General features: G+C 54.0%; 18 protein-coding genes. 9 read left to right on the forward strand and 9 right to left on the reverse strand.

The annotated features are described in order from the left end of the window. Positions 1–29 precede the first annotated feature (29 nt). A complete protein-coding gene (creD, locus tag Q399_RS0116620) occupies positions 30–1,361 on the forward strand; it encodes a cell envelope integrity protein CreD (RefSeq protein WP_031570425.1) in 1,332 nt (443 codons plus the stop codon). A gap of 10 nt (positions 1,362–1,371) precedes the next feature. Here the strand turns inward: creD and Q399_RS0116625 are convergent, their stop codons facing one another. The 5 genes from Q399_RS0116625 to Q399_RS0116650 form a co-directional block, all read right to left on the reverse strand. Continuing rightward, positions 1,372–2,541 carry an MFS transporter gene (locus Q399_RS0116625; RefSeq protein ID WP_031570429.1) on the reverse strand — a complete coding sequence of 390 codons (1,170 nt, stop codon included), beginning with the start codon at positions 2,539–2,541 and terminating at the stop codon, positions 1,372–1,374. A 153-nt stretch (positions 2,542–2,694) separates the two neighbouring features. Next, entirely contained in the window at positions 2,695–6,576 is a 3,882-nt protein-coding gene (locus Q399_RS21730) for a collagenase (protein ID WP_084164438.1), read from the reverse strand. Between the two features lie 112 nt (positions 6,577–6,688). Further along, complete coding sequence (locus Q399_RS0116640; RefSeq protein ID WP_031570434.1) at positions 6,689–8,578, reverse strand: methyl-accepting chemotaxis protein; 1,890 nt, start codon at positions 8,576–8,578, stop codon at positions 6,689–6,691. Positions 8,579–8,718: 140 nt separating this feature from the next. Continuing rightward, positions 8,719–9,507 (reverse strand): amidohydrolase, encoded by a 789-nt coding sequence (locus Q399_RS0116645; RefSeq protein WP_031570437.1) that lies wholly within the window; start codon positions 9,505–9,507, stop codon positions 8,719–8,721. A 10-nt stretch (positions 9,508–9,517) separates the two neighbouring features. Continuing rightward, on the reverse strand, positions 9,518–10,678 hold the full coding sequence (locus tag Q399_RS0116650; protein ID WP_031570439.1) for a methionine aminotransferase: 1,161 nt from the start codon (positions 10,676–10,678) through the stop codon (positions 9,518–9,520). Between the two features lie 167 nt (positions 10,679–10,845). On the opposite strand from Q399_RS0116650, the gene mtnB reads away from it, so the two are divergent. Then, positions 10,846–11,472, forward strand: coding sequence for a methylthioribulose 1-phosphate dehydratase (gene mtnB, locus Q399_RS0116655; protein ID WP_031570442.1), 627 nt, complete (start codon positions 10,846–10,848; stop codon positions 11,470–11,472). Between the two features lie 20 nt (positions 11,473–11,492). Here mtnB and Q399_RS0116660 read toward each other — a convergent pair whose 3' ends face one another. After that, on the reverse strand, positions 11,493–12,785 hold the full coding sequence (locus Q399_RS0116660) for an NCS2 family permease (protein ID WP_031570443.1): 1,293 nt from the start codon (positions 12,783–12,785) through the stop codon (positions 11,493–11,495). Between the two features lie 207 nt (positions 12,786–12,992). On the opposite strand from Q399_RS0116660, the gene Q399_RS0116665 reads away from it, so the two are divergent. The 6 genes from Q399_RS0116665 (at position 12,993) to Q399_RS0116690 (ending at position 16,785) form a co-directional block, all read left to right on the forward strand. Beyond that, positions 12,993–13,394: a hypothetical protein gene (locus Q399_RS0116665; protein WP_157836337.1), complete on the forward strand. Its 402-nt coding sequence runs from the start codon at positions 12,993–12,995 to the stop codon at positions 13,392–13,394. Beyond that, a complete protein-coding gene (locus Q399_RS0116670; RefSeq protein ID WP_031570447.1) occupies positions 13,391–14,335 on the forward strand; it encodes a glutaminase in 945 nt (314 codons plus the stop codon). Before Q399_RS0116665 ends, Q399_RS0116670 begins: the two co-directional genes overlap by 4 nt. 144 nt (positions 14,336–14,479) lie before the next feature. Continuing rightward, positions 14,480–15,358, forward strand: a complete 879-nt coding sequence (locus tag Q399_RS0116675) for a LysR substrate-binding domain-containing protein (RefSeq protein ID WP_031570449.1) — start codon at positions 14,480–14,482, stop codon at positions 15,356–15,358. Positions 15,359–15,495: 137 nt separating this feature from the next. After that, positions 15,496–15,948, forward strand: a complete 453-nt coding sequence (locus tag Q399_RS0116680; RefSeq protein WP_157836338.1) for a tetratricopeptide repeat protein — start codon at positions 15,496–15,498, stop codon at positions 15,946–15,948. 47 nt (positions 15,949–15,995) lie between these two features. Beyond that, positions 15,996–16,178, forward strand: coding sequence for a hypothetical protein (locus tag Q399_RS0116685; protein ID WP_031570460.1), 183 nt, complete (start codon positions 15,996–15,998; stop codon positions 16,176–16,178). A 184-nt stretch (positions 16,179–16,362) separates the two neighbouring features. Next, a complete protein-coding gene (locus Q399_RS0116690) occupies positions 16,363–16,785 on the forward strand; it encodes a DUF3010 family protein (protein WP_031570463.1) in 423 nt (140 codons plus the stop codon). 9 nt (positions 16,786–16,794) lie between these two features. Here Q399_RS0116690 and Q399_RS0116695 read toward each other — a convergent pair whose 3' ends face one another. The 3 genes from Q399_RS0116695 to Q399_RS0116705 form a co-directional block, all read right to left on the reverse strand. Next, a complete protein-coding gene (locus tag Q399_RS0116695; RefSeq protein ID WP_031570465.1) occupies positions 16,795–17,427 on the reverse strand; it encodes a flavin reductase family protein in 633 nt (210 codons plus the stop codon). After that, a complete protein-coding gene (locus tag Q399_RS0116700) occupies positions 17,424–18,857 on the reverse strand; it encodes an alanine/glycine:cation symporter family protein (protein WP_031570467.1) in 1,434 nt (477 codons plus the stop codon). Before Q399_RS0116700 ends, Q399_RS0116695 begins: the two co-directional genes overlap by 4 nt. A gap of 103 nt (positions 18,858–18,960) precedes the next feature. Continuing rightward, the gene (locus Q399_RS0116705; RefSeq protein ID WP_031570471.1) at positions 18,961–19,407 is read right to left on the reverse strand and encodes an SRPBCC family protein; all 447 of its coding nucleotides are present in this window, start codon (positions 19,405–19,407) and stop codon (positions 18,961–18,963) included. 214 nt (positions 19,408–19,621) lie between these two features. Here Q399_RS0116705 and Q399_RS0116710 point away from each other — a divergent pair, with 214 nt between their 5' ends. Further along, positions 19,622–20,860, forward strand: coding sequence for an alkaline phosphatase family protein (locus Q399_RS0116710; protein WP_084164440.1), 1,239 nt, complete (start codon positions 19,622–19,624; stop codon positions 20,858–20,860). The last annotated feature ends 3 nt before the right edge of the window (positions 20,861–20,863 follow it).

Below are 20,863 nucleotides of genomic sequence, written 5' to 3' on the forward strand. Positions count from 1 at the left end.
TGATCAGGCAAAACCCCGGAGGAATCCCAATGCTGAAACATAAAATAATTCTGGTCGCCGCACTGATAGCCTTGCTCTGGCTGCCGGTCGGTGTGATCCACAATCTGGTACTGGAACGTGCCGAACTCAATCAGCAGGTACAACAGCAAATTGCCGACAGCAGTAGCGGTCCTCAGTTGCTGAGCGGGCCGCTGCTGGTGCTGGAACTTGAAGCCATGCCGGTTCTGTCCACAGACAAAAGCAGTGTCCAGCGCCAATATCTGCTGCAACAGCCCGACGAACTACAACTGAGCAGCGAGGTGCAGACCGAACAACGCAGCCGCGGTTTATACCGTGCAAGGGTTTATCAGAGTCAGCATCAGATTAAAGCCAGCTTTACCGCGATTGCGGCCGAACTGTTGGCCAATACCGCAGCAGGGCAGGCTGATGCACCCCGGATAAAGGCCGCCTGGATCAGTTTCGCCGTCAATGACAGCCGCGGTTTTACCCGCTTACCACAACTCAAACTGAATGGTGAACTGCAGCAATTTGCTTCCGGCAGTAAACTCAGTTTTCTGCCGGAAGGTTTTCACCTGCCGCTGCCGGTGAGCCAGCTGCAGCAAGCAATGAACCTGGAGCTGTCGGTGGAACTGCAGGGCAGCAGCAGTCTCAGTGTGTTGCCGGTCGCACGCAGCAGTCGTTGGCAATTGCGCAGTAACTGGCCGGATCCGGCGTTTCAGGGCCGTTACCTGCCGCTTCAACGTGAAATCAGTCCGTCCGGGTTTATTGCCAGCTGGCAAAGCAGTGAATTATCTAACCCGGCCGGACTGGAGCTAAGCCGCTGCTTTGGCCAGCCAAGCTGTAAAGCACTGACGGAACAGGCATTCAGTGTCAGTCTGATTGAAGCAGTCGACCCCTATCAGCAAACCGAACGGGCCATCAAGTATGCCATTCTGGTGATAGTGCTTAGTTTTGCCTGGTTTTATCTGGCGGAATTGCTGAGCCCTACCCGCTTCCAGCTACATCCGATGCATTATTTACTGGTCGGGCTCACGCTGGTGATGTTCTATTTACTGCTGTTGTCACTGTCTGAACTAGTTGGCTTTCTGGCGGCCTATTGGCTGGCGAGTCTGGCGTGTGCGTTCTTGCTATATGGCTATCTGGCTGCGGTATTGCAAAGTCTGCAGCGCAGTCTGGCGGTCACAGCCGCTTATCTGCTGCTGCAGGGCCTTTTATATCTGATTTTGCAGGCAGAAACTTTTGCCCTGCTCAGTGGCACACTGCTGTTATTCGCCACTTTAGCAGTACTGATGCTCAGTACCCGCCGGCTGAACTGGCAACAGGTCTGGCAAAGCCAAACGTCACCAGGCGACGGGAACTGAGGCCATGCGTTCAGCCGGCTGCTTTGATCGCCAGCCGGCTGAACCACCAGACCGACGCAAATAACCAGACGGCCAGCAGCGGCAACATCCAGAAAGCCTGGCCAATACCAGCGTGTTGCGCCCACAATCCGGTACCCAAACCCGCTAGTTGACAACCGAGTGAGCTGGCAATATTCGACAATCCCGACAACACCGGGCCATTGTCGGCATCCAAATCCATCGCCGTCGACAACAACAGCGGATAAACACCACCAAGACCAAGACCCAACAGTAAGTTACCCAGCGCCAGCCCTGTTGCACTGTCCATCACTTTCACCAGTAGAGCACCGCTGAACATCAACAGGATCAGGATGCGCAGCAATTTTTTACTGCCAAGCAGCGGAATAAACCAGGCAAAACCGAGGCGGCTAATCACCATACCGCCGGTGAAAAATGCAAAGATAAGCCGCGCCTGCTCGGTATCAAAAGGTAGAGCCGCACTAGCGTAACTGACAAACCAATTGCCATTGCCCCATTCCACAGCACCATAACCAAACATGGCAAAGGCCAGCGCCCAGAACACTGGTTTTTTCAGCACAGCCCGGTAAGACAAACTGCGTCGCACAGTGTCGGAATAGCCAGCCAACTCCAGCTGTTGCCGGGATAACCAGAACGCATAACCCGCCAACCCAACTAAACTCAACGCCATCAACCGAACCGGCCAGCGCCAGTCGTCCTGCCACCAGTACAGCACTACGACCATAAACGGCGCGGCCAGCGTGCCAAGGCTAAACATAAAGTCCATCAGCCCCATCATTTTGGCGCGTTTATTGGCATGCAGACGGGCGATCAGCGTGTGGCCTATCGTGAACATCACAGAAGCCAGCAGGCCAAACAAAAAGATGCCGGCAAACAGCTGCCAGCGTTGTTGCAGCAGTGAAATACCCAGCAATATCACGGTTTCTGTCAGCGCCAACACGGCAAATAAACGCAGGAACTCAAACTTCTGCACATATTTGCCGCCAATAAAAGCACCGCTGATAGTGCCCAACGCCATGGTCATGAAAAACCAGCCACTCTGCGCCGGCTCCAGCTGCAGTTCACGACTCAAATCAGGTAGCAGAATACCCCACAGAATGATCAGGATCCCGAGCAGAAAAAAGCCACCAAAAATCATCGCGGTGGGGTGAAAACGGGACATAAGCTGAACTCCGGACAAACAAATCAGATGGCTAAGCGGCTATTATAACCATGTAAGCGCTTAACCGGCAGCGTTTGTAGAGAAAACAACCAGAGTTCGTGAAGTTTCGTAAAAAACGAAGCTGCGCCGGGCGACGCAGCCTAGTCGTGGCGCTTAACGATGTAACTCGCGGTCTGGCCGCTCCGCCGGACGCAGCGGCCGTTGCGCCGGGAACGATCGCTGCTGCAGATGTTGCAGACTATGCGCATCCAGTCGCTGCAACTCCTCATTGAATTGCTGCAGGTTGTATAGGGTATCTGCTGCACCAGGCTTATTCAGCTGCTCCACCAGCGCCTGCACAAAACGGGCAAATGGCTCGCTATGTTCAGTTACCAGACGATTTTCCAAATCACGCACACAATGTGCATTGCCTTGTTTCAAGCAGTCAGCCATTGCCAGATGTAACGCAGGCTGTTGTTTCACCAGGTAATAATGCAGCGCATAACTCCAGTGATACGTCAGGTCACGGTTTTCATAATTGTTGCGGAATAAAGTATTCAGATCCGGCCTTTTGTCCGCCGGCGTATTGCGCAGCACAGCAAATCCGCGTGGGAACTGGTCGCCCCAGGCCACCCACTCCGCCAGACCTTCCGCCCACCAGCTGTTAATCATCTGCTGCGACGCTGGAAAATCGCCTTTTTGGATAAAACGACCATCCAGATAATGGGTATATTCGTGTTCCAGATTCCACACCCACCACTTGTTATCCGTCACCTGCTGATAAGCAAAATAACGCGGCTGGTTTTGCGGGTCGGCCGGATTGCCTTCCAGGTACAAACCGCCATTATTGGTATCAATGCCGTACAACAAGCCAGCATAGTCTTGGTAATGGCTTGAGCTGTTGAAGATCACCGCTTCAAGTTCGTCATTGTGGTCATCCGGCAATGGCTGATTGGCGGTTTTCATCAGCTGATGGAAACGGCTGGTGGTCTGGTCCAGCGCGCCACAGACCGCCTGACGCTGGTCGCTGTCGAGCTGATCATAAGTCAGCCGAACCGGCACTGCGCATTGGGCTGAGCCCGCTAACACATCCGCGATATTCAGTTTCAGACATACATCTGCCAAAGATCCCTGACACAAATTCAATGCTTGTTCTGGCTCACGATACCCCAGAGAACGCTGTAAGAAATGGCCATAAAACCGCGCCCGTAACTGCTGTTGCTGCGACGCGGTCCAGGCTGGCAGCGCCTGCCGGTAAATACCCGCCAGCGTTGCAATCACCTGTGGCTTTTGCGGATCTGAACTCTTGTACCACAAACTGCTTGCGACATTGTTCAGGTTATTCAGGATCCAGAACGGGTTGGAATTATTCGGTTCAATCAACGGCTGAGTAGTTCCAAGCTGGATTAACAGCTGGCTCACGCGTTCAAGCAGAAAAACAGGTGCTGAAACTTCAAAGTTGGCATACAACAGCCGGTACAGATAATCCATCAGTTCATAAAAGGCCTTCGCATTTTCATAAGGCAGCTTGGTCAGGTTTGGCCGTTGATACAGACTGACCGCCAGCAACACCGGTGACATGGACTGGAGCCGCTCCGTTTCCATCGTGCTGTGATATTGCAACATGTACACCACGTCGCTATACAACCGCTGCAGCTGTGCGCCGCTGAGCGAAGTGCTGTAAAAACCCGGCATTTGTTGCAAATGACGGCCAACAGTCGTCAGTTGCTGCCACTGTGCCGGTTGCCAGACATCATCTGCGAGGGTATTGGCTTTAAAATAGTAACTTCGCAGATAGTACCCAAGCCGATAGAGCAATAAATCACTGCTGTCACCGCGCAATATCAGCGAATCCAATGCACGTAGCGCCTGATAAGCAGTGGTCTGGCTGTGATCACTGATCTCAGTAAATGGGTCTTTACCGTCCAGAATTGGTTTCAGCTCAGGCGGAAAATCCGCTACGCTTTGCCATTCCGGCGCCAGGGCCGCATTGCTCGCATCATTGTGCAGCAAAGACTGTTCACTGTAATCCAGCTCAATCCGGGCTTGACGGGGTTTGCCGTCTGCATCCTGAAACTGCACAACAAACCGGTCTTTTAGCACGGTATTGCTGGCCGGCGTATAGCTAAACCGACCGGGTTCGAGCTGCACTTTGCCTTGCCGGGGCGCCAACACCAAGCTTAATTCACCAGCGAGTGGCTGCCCCCCCACTACCGGTACATCGCTCTGCCGGATATTGCCAGCTAACGACTGGCCCGGTTCACCGAATAATTGATAGCTGCTGCCAGACAACACCGGCCGCGGCTGCATTTTCAGCTCGATCTGCACTGTGGTTGACTTCAGGCTGCCGTCCGAAGCTTGTACACTAAAAGCCTGGTTCGCCTGCGACCCGGCAGCTGCCAGATATCGGAATTTGCCATCCGGTTGCAGTTGCAGTTCGCCTGCTGTGGGAGGTGTCACCACAGCAAAACTCAGCGGATCATTGTTCACATCCGTTGCGTGCACTTGACCATCAACAAAATGATCCTGCTGCACAACAAGCTGCAGCGGTTCAACTACGGGTGCCTGATTGACAAAAGGTGTCAGGTTGAGCACCAACTGCTGGTAACTCTTTAAGCTGCCATCACTGACCTGCACGTCTAGCTGTACCTGAGTTACCGTTTCCTGCCGGTCGACAAAATAACTGAACTGGCCATTTTCCTGCAGACTGAATTGCCCTACAGGCACCGTACTGAGCTGGCTGAAGGTCAGTACGTCATTGTCGGCATCCAGCGCCTGCAACTGGCCCTGGAACCTGGCGCCTTTACTGAGGGTAAAATGTTGCGGACTCACCTGCGGTGCGGTATTCGGCGGGTCTAGCAATTGAAAGGTCACTTTGGCGCCGATAGTCGATTTGTCTGCATACACCAGATAAAACTCCAGCTGGTCAGTACTGGCTGGCTCTTTTTTGCTGACGGTATAACTAAACAATCCATCTTGGCTAACCTTGAACTCACCATGTTTAGGCTTGCTATATAAGACAAACCTGACCTGATCATCCGGATGGTACAGAGCGGGCAACTGCCCGGTCAGCGTCTGGCCTTTCAGCACAGAAAACTGTGCCGGCAAGGGGTCAGGGTTACCCGCTTTGGCGCTGTGCAATAAAGTCAGCAACGCTTCGCTTGAATAAGCACTGCCATCATGCACGCGGAAGCGGATTTGCTGCGGCTCAGCGCCGGGTTTATAGCTGGCATCCAGCTGAAAACGGCCATCCGGTTGTAGCTGCAGGTAAGGACTGGCAGCACTGTCGACCAGACTAAAACTCAGCTTGTCGCCGTCCGGGTCTATCGCCTGCAGCTGACCAGTTTGTGTCTGGCCAGTTTTGACCTGCACAAAAGCCGGCTGCGCCACCGGCGACTGGTTTTGTGCATCACTCAGACTGAATTGGATTTGTGCCGTCGGACTCTCCGCATGATCGAGCCGGATCTCAACGATGTCGGTCAGCTCTTTGGCCTGACGTGGCGCCATATAAACAAAATTACCGGCACTGTCGGCACTGAAGTAACCAGTGGCATTTTTTTGCACCTGAAACCGGACTTTCTCCCCTTCAGCTGTTTGCGCCTGTAACTTGCCGCTGAACTGCCGGCCTTTGCTGACCTGATAACTGGCGGGAACAGGCTGAGGTTTGCCCGGACTTGGGGCTAAATTGATATCAAAGACGGCGGCCGCTGATTTCAGCTGACCATCTGATGCAGTCACACTAAAACTGACAGTGCGGGCCGGCAATAACGCGGGGATTTCATAACGAAAACTACCATCGGCCTGTAAATCGAGCTTACCAAAGGCCGGGGACTGTACCAGCTGGAAACTGATGGCATCCTGCTCGGCGTCTTTCGCCTGCAAACGCCCTTCCAGTTTGCTGCCGGACCAGCCTTGTAATGGCGCAACCGTAATCACCGGCGCGGTATTCTGCTTTTGTACTATGTCCGGTTTGTTACTGGTCGCAGCGCCGCGACCGCCGCCACAACCGCTCAGCAATAACAAACATAAGCCGTTGAATAAAAATCCCTTTCTCATCTTATTTGCTGCAACCCAGATTAATAAAGCAGCAAAGTTAGCGAATGGAAAAGCAAAAAACAATCAAAAATATTACATTTTATTGTTTTTATTTTTCCATTTACTGACGCAATTACACCTTAAATTTCAGCACCATGGCTTCGAGCTGATCAAATTGCTGTTGTAAGGCCCGGCACTCCTGCAAGGTCGCCTGCAGATTCTGCTGCCCTTGTGCCGACAGGGCACTGATTTGGTGAATATCATGGTCCAGCGAATGGATCACGCTGTTTTGTTGCTCAGTGGCATCAGCGACCGCATGATTAGCACCATCAATGGCGTCTATCGCCTGATTGACCTGCTGCATGCGTGTGCCGGCTTCACTGGCGAGCGCCACACTGCGCCCGGAATCAGCGATACTGGCCTTCATCACACTGACCGCACTGGCTGAACCGGCCTGCAACTGGGCAATAATAGTCTGAACCTGCTGTGTCGATTGTTGCGTACGCTGTGCCAGTTGCCGCACCTCATCTGCAACGACGGCAAAGCCCCGGCCGGCATCACCAGCCCGCGCCGCTTCAATCGCAGCATTTAGTGCTAATAAATTGGTTTGCTCTGACACCCCACGGATCACCTCCAGCACCTGGCCGATACTGGCGGTGTATTGCTCCAGACTATCCATGGTTTGCTGCGCTTCAGCCATTTTGGCTGCCAAGGCCTCAATTGCCTGAATATTCTGGTTCAACACCTGCTGGCTTTGGGCTGCAGTCTGATTTGCCGCACTGGCCAGCTCAGATGCCTGCCCGGCATTGCCGGAGATACCGGCGGCACTGGAGGATAACTCGTTAATCGCGGTAGCGACGCTATCAGTGCGCTGCACTTGCTCGCTGTACATTTGCATAGTGGACTGAGTTTGCTGCACCAGGCTGTGGATAGACTGATCAAGGCTCGCCGTGGTGCTTTTCACCTGACGGATGGAACTATGGATTTTCTCGACAAACTGATTAAAGGCATGCGACAAGCGGCCAAACTCGTCATCATTCTGCACAGTCAGGCGGCGGGTTAAATCCCCTTCACCCTGCGCAATGTCTTCAATCGCCTGATTCAGCACCACCATAGGCCGCATTAGTCCCTGCAACAGCAGTTTCATCAGCACCACTATCGCAATCACTCCGAGGATGATGTACAGCAATGCCATATTGCGGAATGTGTCGACCGAGGCGTACACCAGCTGCGGATCGACCACCACGCCTAAATACCAGTTGACGTTTTTGATGCCGGTCACCGGGATAAAAGACACCAACCGCTGCTGCCCGGCGATACTGATTTCAGCAAAGCTTTTTTGCAGCGGCAAAGCTTTACCAAAATACGCCGCCATCGGTTTGTCATTTTGTTGTTTGTCCGGGTGGCTGAGAATGCGGCCCTGTTCGTCCAGTAAAATGGCAAAACCAAAGCCGAGGAAATCAATTTCATTGACGATGCGGCTAATCGTCTGCATATCGACATCGCCACCGGCCACCCCGCTGAACTGTCCGTCCTTTTGTACCGGCACTACTGCGGTCAGGGTCAGGTCATTGGTGGTTGCATCAATATATGGGGTGGTAAATGCGGTATCGCGTTTTTGCTCGCCGAGCTGATACCAGGGCCGGCCGGTCGGGTCATAATCTGCCGGCAACTGGATAGAAGGGTCGTCCAGCAAAAAGGTCCGGTCTGCGGTGCCAATATAAACGTTTTTAAAGCCGCCAGCGCTGCGGGCATCCTGCAAACGGCGGATAGTCGTAGCTTTGTCATCACTGGCCTGATGGCCGTCGGCGACAGCTTTGACTATTTGCAGCCGTGCATTCAGCCAGTTGGCAATATTACGCGACACGGACTCCGACACTTCGGTCAGCACAGCCTCAAGCTGGCCATGCGTCTGCCCGCGTAACAATACAAAGTTATTGATGGTAAACAAACCCAGTACGGTAACCAGCAGCACTGAAGCTGCCAACGTGACTTTAGTGGTGAACTTAAATGTTTGAAACATAGGTACGCCTTTGTTTTTATTTCGGTTTGTGCTTTTCCTTTGTAACAAAAGCCAACCGCAAAGTCTCGTGCCTGTCTTGCAAATATACTGTTGAGCCCGGCCAAACGGCCCACACCGCAGGTGGCGCCATCAGCTGAAACTTATTCAGCTGTCAGACTAAATGCATCGGCATCCAGTGCCGCCGGGAACTGCCGGCGAAATTGTTGCAGTGCAGGCAAATCCAGCCGGTGGCGCAAAACCCCGGCTTCACCCGGCGGCAGTTCAGCCAGCGGCTCTCCCAGATAATTCAGGATCACCGAATCGCCGCTGTAGCCATGGCCGTTACCGTCAACGCCAACCCGGTTACACCCCAGCACATAGGCCTGATTTTCTATCGCCCGCGCCTGCAATAAAGTGCTCCAGATCCGGCTGCGCGCCGCTGGCCAGTTCGCCACATAAAGTATTGCGTCGTAATCATTTTGATTGCGGGAGAACACCGGAAACCGCAGGTCGTAGCAGACCTGCAACAACAAACGAAAGCCTTTGTATTCAACAATGACCCGGCGTTGGCCCGGCTGGTAATGTAAATCTTCACCGGCCATGCGGAATAAATGCCGTTTATCGTAATAAGCGATTTTGCCTTCCGGCTGCACCCACAACAAGCGGTTGTAAATGCCAGCATCGGTCGCCACCGCCATAGAGCCACAAATCACCGCGCCAAGCTGGTGCGCCTGCTGCTGCAGCCACTGCACTGTAGCGCCTTGCATGGTTTCAGCGATGTGCTGGCTTTGCATAGAAAAGCCGCTGTTAAAAGTCTCTGGCAGAATAATCAAATCAGCGCCAGACGCCTGCCATAACAAAGGTTGCAGTAATTCACGATTGGCGGCGGCATCCTGCCAGACCAGTTCGGTCTGGATAATAGCAACGTCTAAAGCTTCGGCTGTGGACATCGAAAGCTCCTTATTGGCCGGATTGACGCAGCGTCTGCAACCTGGAGGCGGCCTGCGCTAATGTGTCGGGCTGTTTGGCGAAACAAAACCGGATGATCCGGCTGTCTTGTTCCTGCCGAGAAAATACCGACAGCGGAATAGCAGCCACACCCACTTCGGTGGTCAGCCAGTCACAAAACTCCAGATCAGGGAGGTTACTGACCGCGCTATAGTCCACCAGCTGAAAATAGGTACCTTCACAAGGCAACAGCTGCAACGCCGAACTGCTGAGTAACTGGCGGAAGTTGTCGCGTTTGTGCTGATAAAAGGCCGCAAGGCCAGTCACAAGCTCTGGCGCTGTATCGAGTAATTCCGCGATGGCATATTGCGCCGGGGTAAAGCTGGAGAAAGTCACATACTGATGGATTTTGCGAAACTCTACGCTGAGTAATTTCGGCGCTGTGCAATAACCCAGTTTCCAGCCGGTGACATGAAAAGTTTTGCCAAAAGACGACACGATAAAACTACGCTCGGCCAGCGCCGCATATTGCCGCGCACTTTGCGCCACCCGGCCATCAAACACCATATGTTCGTAGACTTCATCACTGATGCAAAACAGGCCGTGACGCTGCACCAGATCCGCCAGCGCCTGCCAGTCCAGCTCAGTAAACACCATGCCGGTCGGATTATGCGGGCTGTTGACGATTATCAGCCGGGTGCGGTCACTGATGCGACGCTCTACGGCAGCCCAGTCGACGCGGTAATCCGGCGCACAAAGCTGAATATGCACAGTTTTTCCGCCAGCCAGCTCGACTGCCGGCTGATAACTATCGTAGGCCGGGTCAAATACAATCACTTCATCGCCGCTGCGTACCACGGCCTGAATGGCAACAAACAAAGCTTCAGTCGCGCCGCTGGTGATGGTGATTTCGGCCTCAGCACAGACCTGCACGCCATAAGTGCGCTGGATCAGGCCGCTGATTTGTTGTCTGAGTTCTAACACGCCCGGCATCGGCGCATATTGGTTGCGCCCGGCCATTACCTGTTGCTGCAGCTCGGCGAGTAAACGGGGTTCGACCGGAAAATCCGGGAAGCCCTGCGACAAATTCAGCGCGCCATGTTGCTGCGCCAGCTGCGACATCCGCGTAAAAATGGTCGTCCCGACCGTCGGTAATTTACTTTTCAGTTCCATCAGGGGGCCTTCACTGCGCTGCGTTACGAATGGGCCATGCTAGCACTTCAGGGCGCACCCGACTATCCGACCAGCAGCTGGCCCGACAGGCGAAAAACGACTTGGCCGGTTTTTTATCCGATGCTATCATTCCAGACAGTTTCACGTATAGACGTCTAAACATAAAGATGAACATAGCAACCAGCCACCATTTGAATCCATATGCCATCCAGCTCTGCACTATTGGCCGCTGGATCGCACAAAAAAACTGGTTACCAGCTACCAGTGGTCATTTGTCGATCCGGGCGGCGGAACACAGCTGTTTAGTTACAGGCCACAAAGACAATGCCGAATTCAGCCCGCAGGATCTGCGTACCGTCAGCTGGGCCGATGGCGATTTGCGCTGCAGCAGCGGGTCGGCTGCAGACACCGCGCTGCATGTTGCGCTGTACCAGCTTTTTCCGCAGTGTAAAGCGGTGTTGCATTCGCATTCGCTCAGCAGCACAGTGTTTTCCCGCGTGATCCGCGCCGACGGATATCCAATAAGCGGTTATGAGATGCAAAAAGGCCTGGCCGGCTGTGAGCATGCCGATCAGGCGGTGCAGCTGGTCATTCTGGACAACGCGCCGCAAGTGCCGGAACTGGCTGCACAGCTGCGCCAGCGCGCCGGCGAACTGCGATCCGCAGTGCTGGTGCGCGGTCATGGTCTGTATGTCTGGGGCGACACGCCGGAACAGGCCAAACGCCAGTTGGAAAGCTGGGAGTTTCTAATTTCCTGTGAATTAGAACGGCTGAAAATCGCCGGCGGCGTCTGAGACGCCGCTCTGGCTGAGTTCTAACTTAAAAACACAATCTTCAGCACAAACAACGCCGTCAACAGCCAGATACTCCAGCTGACTTCGCGGTGTTTACCGCACAGCGCTTTGGTCAGCGCATAAGTGATAAACGCCAGCGCGATACCATGCGCAATCGAAAACGTCAGCGGCGTCAGCAGCAACACCACAGTAACAGGTGCCGCTTCGGTGATATCGTGCCAGTCGATTTCTTGCAGGTTAAATAACATCAGCACCGCGACGTAAAAAATCGCGCCAGTCGTCGCGTAGACCGGCACCATCGCCGCCAGCGGCGCAATAAACACACAAAGCGCAAATAACAGTCCGACCACCACCGCAGTAAGTCCGGTCCGGCCACCGGCCGCGACGCCAGCTGCACTTTCAACATAGCTGGTGGTGGTAGACGTACCAAGCGCAGCACCGGCCACTGCCGCCAGACTGTCCGCCGCTAATGCGCCGCCAAGACGTTCAACATTACCGTCTTTATCCGCCAGGCCGGCTTTTTGTGTCACCGCCAGCAAAGTGCCGGAGTTATCAAAAATATCGACGAATAAAAAAGCAAAAATGACGCTGAGCAACGCCACATCCAATGCCGCTGCGATATCCATTTGCAGGAAAGTTGGCGCTAACGACGGTGGCATTGCCACCAGGCCCTGATAAGCCACATCACCACGCCAGAGTGCAACCGCGGTCATCAGCAGCACCACTCCCAGCACAGCACCGTGCCAGCCACGGGCATGGCCGGCGGCAATCAGGAAAAAGCCCAGAATCGATAACAACGGCGTGGCGCTGGTTAAATCCCCCAGCGTCACCAGTGTCGCTGGATGGGCGACAATAATGCCGGCATTTTTCAACGCGATCATCGCCAGAAAAGCACCGATACCAGTGGCAATCCCCAGTTTCAGCGTGCGCGGGATCACATTGATAATCCACTCCCGCACTTTAAACAGGCTCAGCAGCAAAAACAGCACGCCGGCAATAAACACAGCGCCTAAAGCCGTCTGCCAGCTGTGGCCCATGCCAAGCACCACGCCATAAGTGAAAAAGGCATTGAGGCCCATACCCGGCGCCAGCGCTATTGGATAGTTCGCAATCACGCCCATCAACATCGAACCCACAGCGGCCGCCAGACAAGTGGCGACAAACACCGCGCCTTTGTCCATACCGGCTTCGGCCAGCATCGCCGGATTGACGAAAATGATATAGGCCATCGTGAAAAACGTGGTCAGCCCCGCCACCACTTCGCGGCGCACAGTGGTGCCGTGGGCGGTTAGTTTAAATAAAGTATCCAGCATGATAGTTCCGCTTCAGAGCATCAGTTGTTGTGAAAACGCCAGACTCACTTATGCCATTGAGTCCAGAGCAAATCAATGCGATTGTCACGGCAAAAGCCAGCGGCAAAGCCGCAATCGTGAGCAAAAATCCTTTACATCTGTCGGACTGCCGGAGACTATAAATCCGTGCTGACACAACGACGGGCCAGGGAAGAAGCCAATATGCAGATGACATCTCAAACACATAGCCGTAACGGTAAATTATTGTTAGGCCTGGTAGTTCTGACCATGCTGGCCGTTGTGACCGGTGTGTGTATCGACCTCGGCGCCCGATTTTATTTGGGCGCTCTGGCCCTCACCCCACTATTACTGAGCGCCATCGTTATTTATCACAGTCTGCTGACTGCCAGATTGCAGCGGGCATCGGGCTATTGGCTGGCGCCGGTCTGTGTGCTGATGGCCTGGAGCTATCTGTCTTTGCTGTTTGGTCAGCTGAGCGGCCAGTTCCAGCCTGATGCACTCGGCAGCTTAGTCTGGTTCACGCTGCCGTTAGGCCATGGCTTGCTGCTGTTGATGGCCGTTGCGCTGTATCTGGTTTGTAAACCATTGATCAACAAGTATCTGAAATGACCATATCCGCAGAAACCCAATCCACACCAAACTATCAGGCCATTCTCGACCAAATCTGGTCCGAAGTTGCCCCGCGCCTCGGTGAAGGCAAAGTCGCCAGTTATATTCCGCAGCTGGCGACAGTGCCGCTGGCGCAGTTTGGTATGGCGGTTTATACGCTGGATGGCCGGTTGTTTACCACAGGACAGGCACAAACGCGCTTTTCTGCACAGTCGGTGACCAAGTTATTTGCGCTGGCGCTGGCCTACACCCGTGAAGGCGATGCGATTTGGCAGCGCCTCGGTAAAGAGCCATCCGGTACGGCATTTAATTCGTTGGTGCAGCTCGAATATGAACGTGGTAAACCACGCAATCCTTTTATCAATGCCGGCGCTTTAGTCATCACCGACATTCTGGCCAGCCGCTTTGTTGATTCCGAAATCGCCGTGTTGCAGTTTATCCGCCAGCTCTGTGGCAGCACTACGCCGGATTTTGATTTAAAAGTGGCACAGTCAGAATTACAAACCGCACACCGCAACTACGCCATTGCGCATCTCATTAAAGATTTTGGCAATCTGCACAATACGGTGTCGGCCGTGGTACGCAGTTACTGCCGGCAATGTTCTATCACGCTGAACTGTGAAGAACTGGCCAAAGCGGCGGCTTTTCTCGCCAATCACGGCACTGTGCCGTGGAACAACCAGCAAATTCTCGACCACAGCAGCGCTAAACGCATCAGCGCCGTGATGCTGACCTGCGGCACTTATGACGCCGCTGGCGAGTTTGCTTATCGTGTTGGCCTGCCGGCTAAAAGTGGCGTTGGCGGTGGTATTGTCGCGGTGATCCCGGGTGAGGCGGCGGTGGCGGTCTGGTCACCGGGCTTAGATGCCAGCCATAACTCAGCGCTTGGCACTTATGCACTGGCGCGGTTGACCGATTTAACCTGGCATTCAATTTTCTGAGCTGCACAGCGCACCAAACTGGTGCATTACTGCGCCAAGCTCAGGCACCTGCAGCTAACAACACAGTGTAAATATATGATTTAATTAAACTTAAACCTTTGCACAGCCCTTGCATTGAAAGCGTTTTCCTTGCGGAGTTTTGTTATGGCGGTGCATACCCCTTTACGCGGCCTGCGCTGTTTTTGTGTCGCAGCCGAGTGCCTGAGTTTTAAAGATACCGCGCGTCAGTTGTATCTGACGCCTTCTGCTGTCAGCCATCAAATCAAACAACTGGAAGAACAGCTGGGGTTCTCTTTGTTTGAGCGTCAAACCCGCGCTGTGGTGTTAAGCCGGCAAGGCCAGCAGTTTTATCAGGCGATCAAACCTTTGCTGCAAGGCATTGAAAGTACAGTGCAGGAATTTTGTCAGCAGCAACGCGAGCAGAAAGTCAGCATCACGCTGCCGGAGTTTTTTGCCAGCGAGTTTTTTGTGCCGCGTTTAGTTGGCTGGTCTGAACTACACCCGGACATCAACTTACAGCTGGAAACAGTGAAAAGCCGCAGTGATCAGGGCCGCCACACTGACCTGCAAATAGTGCTGGCCAGCAGCAAACCGACCGACAAAACCAGCTATCAGCTGTTCCCCATCAGCTACGTGCCGGCCTGTAACCCGGAATGGTTTGAAAAACTGCAAAACGAAGAACAGTCGCCGCTAGAGCAAGTCCCGCTGATTGTGCATCAGGCGCGGCCCTGGTGCTGGCATCAGTGGGCTGATCAGGCCGGTTTTGATGACTTCCGCCCCAAACAAATTATCCAACTCGACAGTATGTTCAGCGTCGCCCGTGCCGCGCAGCAAGGCCTTGGCGTTGCCCTCATCCCATTGCCCATCAGCACCGCCTGGTTTGACAGCGGCAGCCTGGTACGGTTGTACGAAGAAGAGCTGCGTACCCGCGACCATTATTATCTGATCCAACATGAAAGCGCCGAGCACAGACCAGAAATTCAGTTGTTGATTGACTGGGTACTGGCGCGATTCCAGCTATAGAACATATCTCCCCCGCGCCGACAGCTGAATTTGTATCAGCTGTCGGCTGCAATTTTCTCGTTTGTCAGTAAGCCGGGAACAGCTCTACCATTCATCTCAACAGCAGTACGGACTGCTGTGTGATGGAGGAACATCTGATGAACACAAAAACTGCAACTTTAATCCGCTCTGCTTTGGTCCTGGGCTTTTTGACGGCGGCGTTTGCCAGCCAGGCAAGCAGCTACAAAATGGTCCAGCTGAAGGACGACGCACAGCATCAGGCCGACCTTCCGACACCACAGGAAATGAAGTTTGATGACGCGATGAACCGCTGTGTGCAACTGACTACCACTGCAACTTTGCAGGCGCAGGCCGCCTGTCATCAGGCCGTCATGCACTCGCGCTACGCTGCCGGCACTCATGGCAAAGCCAGCCGCACCTTAAAAGCTTACGCCTATAACAACAGAGGCGTACAGAAGCTGAAGCAGCAGGACAAAGTGGGTGCCTTAGCTGACTTCCAGATGGCGGTTGAGCTGAACGCGGATGAGATCACCAAGCACAACCTGTCGCTGCTGGTGAAACAACTGAACAGCAGCCCGAGCGCCGAATAAACCTGGCGGGGCTTGCAGGCTAACTTGCAGAGATAAAGGAGCGCATGATGATGAAAGCCAGCGAATCCATTTTACTCAGTCAGACCAGCAATATCGCCCTGTGTTTGCGTGGGCTGTATCAGGAGCTGCTGAGCATAGTGCAACTGTGCCGCCACATCGCAGTCAGTCAGTGGGACCCGGAGCAGGAAAGACGGAAGCTCAGGTTGCAGATGCGACAGCGTCAGCACTGAACTGCCGCTTCGCTTCAGAGCATGAACCCTGCGTACGGCGCAGTTTGGTCAGGTGAGCCCGGCCAGCTGCGCCGTTTTTATTTGCCTCTACGCTGCGGTCTGTCCGCCCGACATGAAAAAGTTGGGCCACCTGAGCGCACATGGCATAATATCCGGCTAATCAGTTCAGACAGGCGGGTTCAACATGCGGATTTGTGGCGTAGATATCACTGGCAACGATGCCATTTTGTGTTTGATGGAATTTAAAGACGGCCTGATGTCCCTGCCGGATTGCCGCACTGTGCGGGTGCAGCTGGTGAAAGATCAGGAACTCGAAAACATGCGTAAGTTCCAGTTCGCCATGGCCAAGCTGGCCGAAGACTACAAAATTGAAAAATTCGTCATCCGCGAACGCGCGCAAAAAGGCAAATTTGCCGGCTCTGCGGTGGGTTTTAAAATCGAAGCAGCGTTGCAGCTGATCCCCACAGTCGACACTGTGATCGCCACCAACGCCGCAATGAAGCTGAAACTGGCGGCCAATCCAATCCCAATTGATTTTAAAGAAACCGGCTTAAAAGGTTTTCAGGAAGTGGCTTTCACCACAGCCTACGCCTACCTCATCAACTAAACCCTTTGCTTACCGCCTTGGCGTGGCCTGATTCGGCCGCGCCAGCGTCAGGTTGTCGTCGTGCTGAGTATGGCAATACCATTGGCCGCCCAGGCGTGCCAGCCAGTCAATTTGATCATGCCGGATGCGGCCTTCGCTGTTAAGCAGACTGTCATCGATATGCAAACACAGCACTTTGGCCAGAATCAGATCGCAGGCCGGAACGTCCACCGGATAGGCGCTTAAACTCACACACTCACATTCAAAACTGACCAGGCTATGCGACAGCCGTGGTGGCTGCACTTTCAACGCCGGCACAGTGACGATTTGCAGCGCCTCGATTTCACTGACATCCGGCGCATAATCACCGGCCGTGGCGTTCATCAGCGCTAAATCGCCGGGGCTTACCAAATGCACCACCAGCTGGCCGGTCGCGGCAATATTGCGCGCCGTGTCTTTTTGCGCACCACCGGCTTTGCGGTTCACTGACAACATCAGCGTCGGCGGCGCATCACAGACTAGCTGAAAAAAGCTAAATGGCGCCAGATTGCTCTGGCCGTTTTCATTCACAGTGCTGACCCAGGCGATAGGCCTGGGCACTATGGTGCCGGCGAGCAACGGATACAGCTCGGCCGCCGTTAAGGTGTTGCAATCGAACATCATGCGGCCGGTGCCTCTTTTTTCACTGTGGCCGTTTTACCGGCGGCGATTTTCTTCAGGTAAACCTGTAAATCTTGCCGCACTTCCGGCAATAACAGATAAAGCGCCAGAATATTCGGCACTGCCATCAGGAAAATCATCGAGTCAATAAAATCAAATACCGCCAACACATTTGGCACCGCGCCCATCGCCACCACCGAACAAATCAGTACTTTGTAGAGACGAATGCTGTGTTTGGTTTCACCAAATAAAAAGCCCCAGCCTTTTTGGCCGTAATAGGCCCAGCTGACCACTGTGGAGTAACCGAATAGTAACAGCGCCACCATCAGTACCATCGGGAACCATTCGAATGCGGTCGCGAAGGCGTAAGAAGAGATTTGCACGCCATCGAGGCCGGTTTGCAAATAAGCGCCGGTGATGACGATTAACAGCGCCGAAATAGTACAAATCACCACAGTGTCGATGAAGGGTTCCAGCAGCCCGACAAAACCCTCGGATACCGGATCGTTGGTGCGTGCGGCAGCGTGGGCTATTGGGGAAGAGCCGATACCAGCTTCGTTCGAATACGCGGCGCGGCGAAAGCCCTGAATAATCACGCCAATCATGCCGCCGTAGGCGGCTTCCGGCGCAAAAGCGCCTTTGACAATAGTCCAGATAGCTGCCGGAATTTCGGTGTAATTCAGGCCAATCACCGTCAGCGCGCCCACGACATAAATCGCACACATCGCCGGTACCAGTTTTTCGGTGACGCGGGCAATGCCTTTGATACCACCGATGATGACGAGGCCCACCAGCAGCGCATAGATAAACCCAAATAACCAGGCATTATCAAAACCAGTGACGGTTTTGACCTGCGAAAAGCCTTGATTCACGTGAACAAAACCGGCCGAGCCAAACACACAGGCCAGCGCAAAAAAGCCGGCCAGTATTTTACCAAGACGTGGCAGACCATATTTTTCCAGCGCCGCTTTGATGTAATACATCGGGCCACCGGCAACTGTGCCGTCCGGCAAAATCTGCCGGTATTTCACCGCCAGCGTGCATTCAACAAATTTGGTGGTCATGCCCAAAAAGCCGGCGACAATCATCCAAAAAGTTGCGCCGGGGCCGCCCAGCGTGATGGCAACCGCCACGCCGGCAATATTGCCGGTGCCAACAGTGCCGCTTAAGGCCGCCGACAAGGCCTGAAACTGCGTGATCTCGCCTTTATCCGCCGGGTTCGCGTATTTACCACGCACCACCCGGAGCGCATGAGCAAAACCGCGAATATTGATAAAACGCAGATACAAAGTGAACACAATAGCGCCGGTAATGAGCCACAACACGGTAACCGGAATGGCGACGCCATCGACGTTAAACGAATAAAACACCACGCTCGCCAAAGCGCTGCTAAAGGCTTCAAAAGCCTGCTGGAAGCTAAAATCGCCGGACATCTGGAAATCTCTGGACGCAAAAACCAGCAGATTATCACACTGGCCAAGCAGCGCACTGCAACATCTCGTTATATCTCATCACTTTGTCGCAATTGCACCAGAATCACTCAGACGGCACTTCTGCCTCCACCAACAACGCCAGCAGTTGCAGAGATTCCTGCCAGCCGAGATAACACATCTCCGGCGGGATCTCGGCCGGAATACCTTGCTGTACCACTTTGAGCTCAGTGCCACAGAGCACTGGAGTCAAAGTGATACTTGTGATCATCTGGCCGGGCAGATTTGGGTCGTCAAATACGTCGGTATAACGGATTTGTGCATTGGGCGTCAGCTCAAGATACTCACCCCCAAAGCTGTGGCTCTGGCCATTGCTGAAGTTAGTAAAACTCATCTGAAACCGACCACCGACAACAGTATCCAAATGATGCACAGTGCAGATGAAACCATGCGGCGGCAGCCATTTGGCCAAAGCTTCAGCAGTTAAAAAAGCGCGGTACAGCCGTTCGGCTGGCGCACGGAATACCCGGTGTAAAGTGACGGTATGGCTCATCACAATCATCCTTTTGTCAGATTTGAGTAGAAGAACAGGCAGAAAAGCCAGCTTAGCCGCAGCAGGCTGCAGACGCCAGCGCGCCCGGTACTTGCAACGGCTGTCATCGTTTTGTGACCAAAGATTCACCATGCTGCCATCTGTGCGGCGCTGCGCTGTCATAAAACCGCTGTAGTCTGCAGTTCCGGGAAGCCCACACTTACCGGAGTCAAAGATGTTGCTGAAGCTGTCTGTCCCTTGCCTGTACCTGTGCCTGTTTGCCTGCGCTGCACTGTTAACGGTGCACGCTGCCCCCGCGCCTGCAGTGGCAAGTCCAAAAGTAGTGCTGGTCAGTATCGACGGCCTGCGCTGGCAGGAAGTCTTTCATGGCGCCGACCCAGAGATTCTGCGCAACAGCCAGTTTATCCGCCATGCCGACCAGCTCAACGAACTGCCAACCCAACCGCAGCAGCTGATGCCTTTTGTCCATCAGACCATTGCCTCGCAGGGCATGTTAGTCGGGGACCGCCGCCGCGGCTCGGCGATGCAGGTCAGCAATCCGTGGCACTTTTCTTATCCGGGTTATAACGAACTGTTGAGCGGCTACCCGGACCCTTCGATCAACAGCAATGGCAAAATCGCCAACCCCAATGTCACAGTGCTGGAATGGCTAAACCAACAACCTGGCATGGCGCAGCAGGTTGCGGCTTTTGGCTCCTGGGATGTGTTGCCTTACATCCTTAATACAAAACGCAGCAAATTACCGGTCAACGCTGGTTTTGCGCCCATGAACGAACAAATGGCCGGCCCGTTAACGCCACAGCTGAAGCTGCTGAATCAGTTACAACGCCAGACACCCAGCCCCTGGGCTGCGGTGCGCCTCGACGTATTCACCCAGCAATTTGCGCTGGAGTACCTGACGCAGAAAAAACCGCGCTTGCTGTATATCGCTTATGGTGAGACTGATGATTTCGCCCACGATGGCCAATACGACCAGTACTTAAAAGCCATTCGCCGCACTGACGGTTTTATCAAAGAATTGTGGCAACAGCTGCAGAATGACCCGTTTTACGCCGGCCAGACGACCTTGCTGATCAGCACCGACCATGGCCGCGGCGACAGCGCCAATAGCTGGCAGCACCATGCCAGCGGTCGGGCTATCGCCGGATATATGAAGAAGTTAAAGCACTTTGGCAATGGCGTCAGTGGCTCTGACGAGATTTGGCTCGCCGCGTTAGGCCCGCAAATTCCGGCGCGTGGTTTGGTCCAGACGCAGCAGCCGTGGAGCCAGAGTCAGGTCGCCAGCACTGTGGCGGAACTGCTCGGCTATGACTATCAGGCTTATCAATACAAAGCGGCGGCAGCCATTCCGCTCGGTACTGCGGATGAAGCAACGGCGCAGCTGGCCGGCCGGAGCAGCGCGTTACCAGCAGCACCTGCTACAGACACCAGCACCATTTTAACGCCGCAATAACCG

Origin of the sequence: Rheinheimera texasensis DSM 17496, assembly GCF_000711985.1 — a bacterium.
GTDB lineage: Bacteria > Pseudomonadota > Gammaproteobacteria > Enterobacterales > Alteromonadaceae > Pararheinheimera > Pararheinheimera texasensis.

Coding starts and splice junctions, on each gene's coding strand:
- creD (WP_031570425.1), top strand. CDS start 30: ATGCTGAAACATAAAATAATTCTGGTCGCCGCACTGATAGCCTTGCTC.
- Q399_RS0116625 (WP_031570429.1), bottom strand. CDS start 2,541: ATGTCCCGTTTTCACCCCACCGCGATGATTTTTGGTGGCTTTTTTCTG.
- Q399_RS21730 (WP_084164438.1), bottom strand. CDS start 6,576: ATGAGAAAGGGATTTTTATTCAACGGCTTATGTTTGTTATTGCTGAGC.
- Q399_RS0116640 (WP_031570434.1), bottom strand. CDS start 8,578: ATGTTTCAAACATTTAAGTTCACCACTAAAGTCACGTTGGCAGCTTCA.
- Q399_RS0116645 (WP_031570437.1), bottom strand. CDS start 9,507: ATGTCCACAGCCGAAGCTTTAGACGTTGCTATTATCCAGACCGAACTG.
- Q399_RS0116650 (WP_031570439.1), bottom strand. CDS start 10,678: ATGGAACTGAAAAGTAAATTACCGACGGTCGGGACGACCATTTTTACG.
- mtnB (WP_031570442.1), top strand. CDS start 10,846: ATGAACATAGCAACCAGCCACCATTTGAATCCATATGCCATCCAGCTC.
- Q399_RS0116660 (WP_031570443.1), bottom strand. CDS start 12,785: ATGCTGGATACTTTATTTAAACTAACCGCCCACGGCACCACTGTGCGC.
- Q399_RS0116665 (WP_157836337.1), top strand. CDS start 12,993: ATGACATCTCAAACACATAGCCGTAACGGTAAATTATTGTTAGGCCTG.
- Q399_RS0116670 (WP_031570447.1), top strand. CDS start 13,391: ATGACCATATCCGCAGAAACCCAATCCACACCAAACTATCAGGCCATT.
- Q399_RS0116675 (WP_031570449.1), top strand. CDS start 14,480: ATGGCGGTGCATACCCCTTTACGCGGCCTGCGCTGTTTTTGTGTCGCA.
- Q399_RS0116680 (WP_157836338.1), top strand. CDS start 15,496: ATGAACACAAAAACTGCAACTTTAATCCGCTCTGCTTTGGTCCTGGGC.
- Q399_RS0116685 (WP_031570460.1), top strand. CDS start 15,996: ATGATGAAAGCCAGCGAATCCATTTTACTCAGTCAGACCAGCAATATC.
- Q399_RS0116690 (WP_031570463.1), top strand. CDS start 16,363: ATGCGGATTTGTGGCGTAGATATCACTGGCAACGATGCCATTTTGTGT.
- Q399_RS0116695 (WP_031570465.1), bottom strand. CDS start 17,427: ATGATGTTCGATTGCAACACCTTAACGGCGGCCGAGCTGTATCCGTTG.
- Q399_RS0116700 (WP_031570467.1), bottom strand. CDS start 18,857: ATGTCCGGCGATTTTAGCTTCCAGCAGGCTTTTGAAGCCTTTAGCAGC.
- Q399_RS0116705 (WP_031570471.1), bottom strand. CDS start 19,407: ATGAGCCATACCGTCACTTTACACCGGGTATTCCGTGCGCCAGCCGAA.
- Q399_RS0116710 (WP_084164440.1), top strand. CDS start 19,622: ATGTTGCTGAAGCTGTCTGTCCCTTGCCTGTACCTGTGCCTGTTTGCC.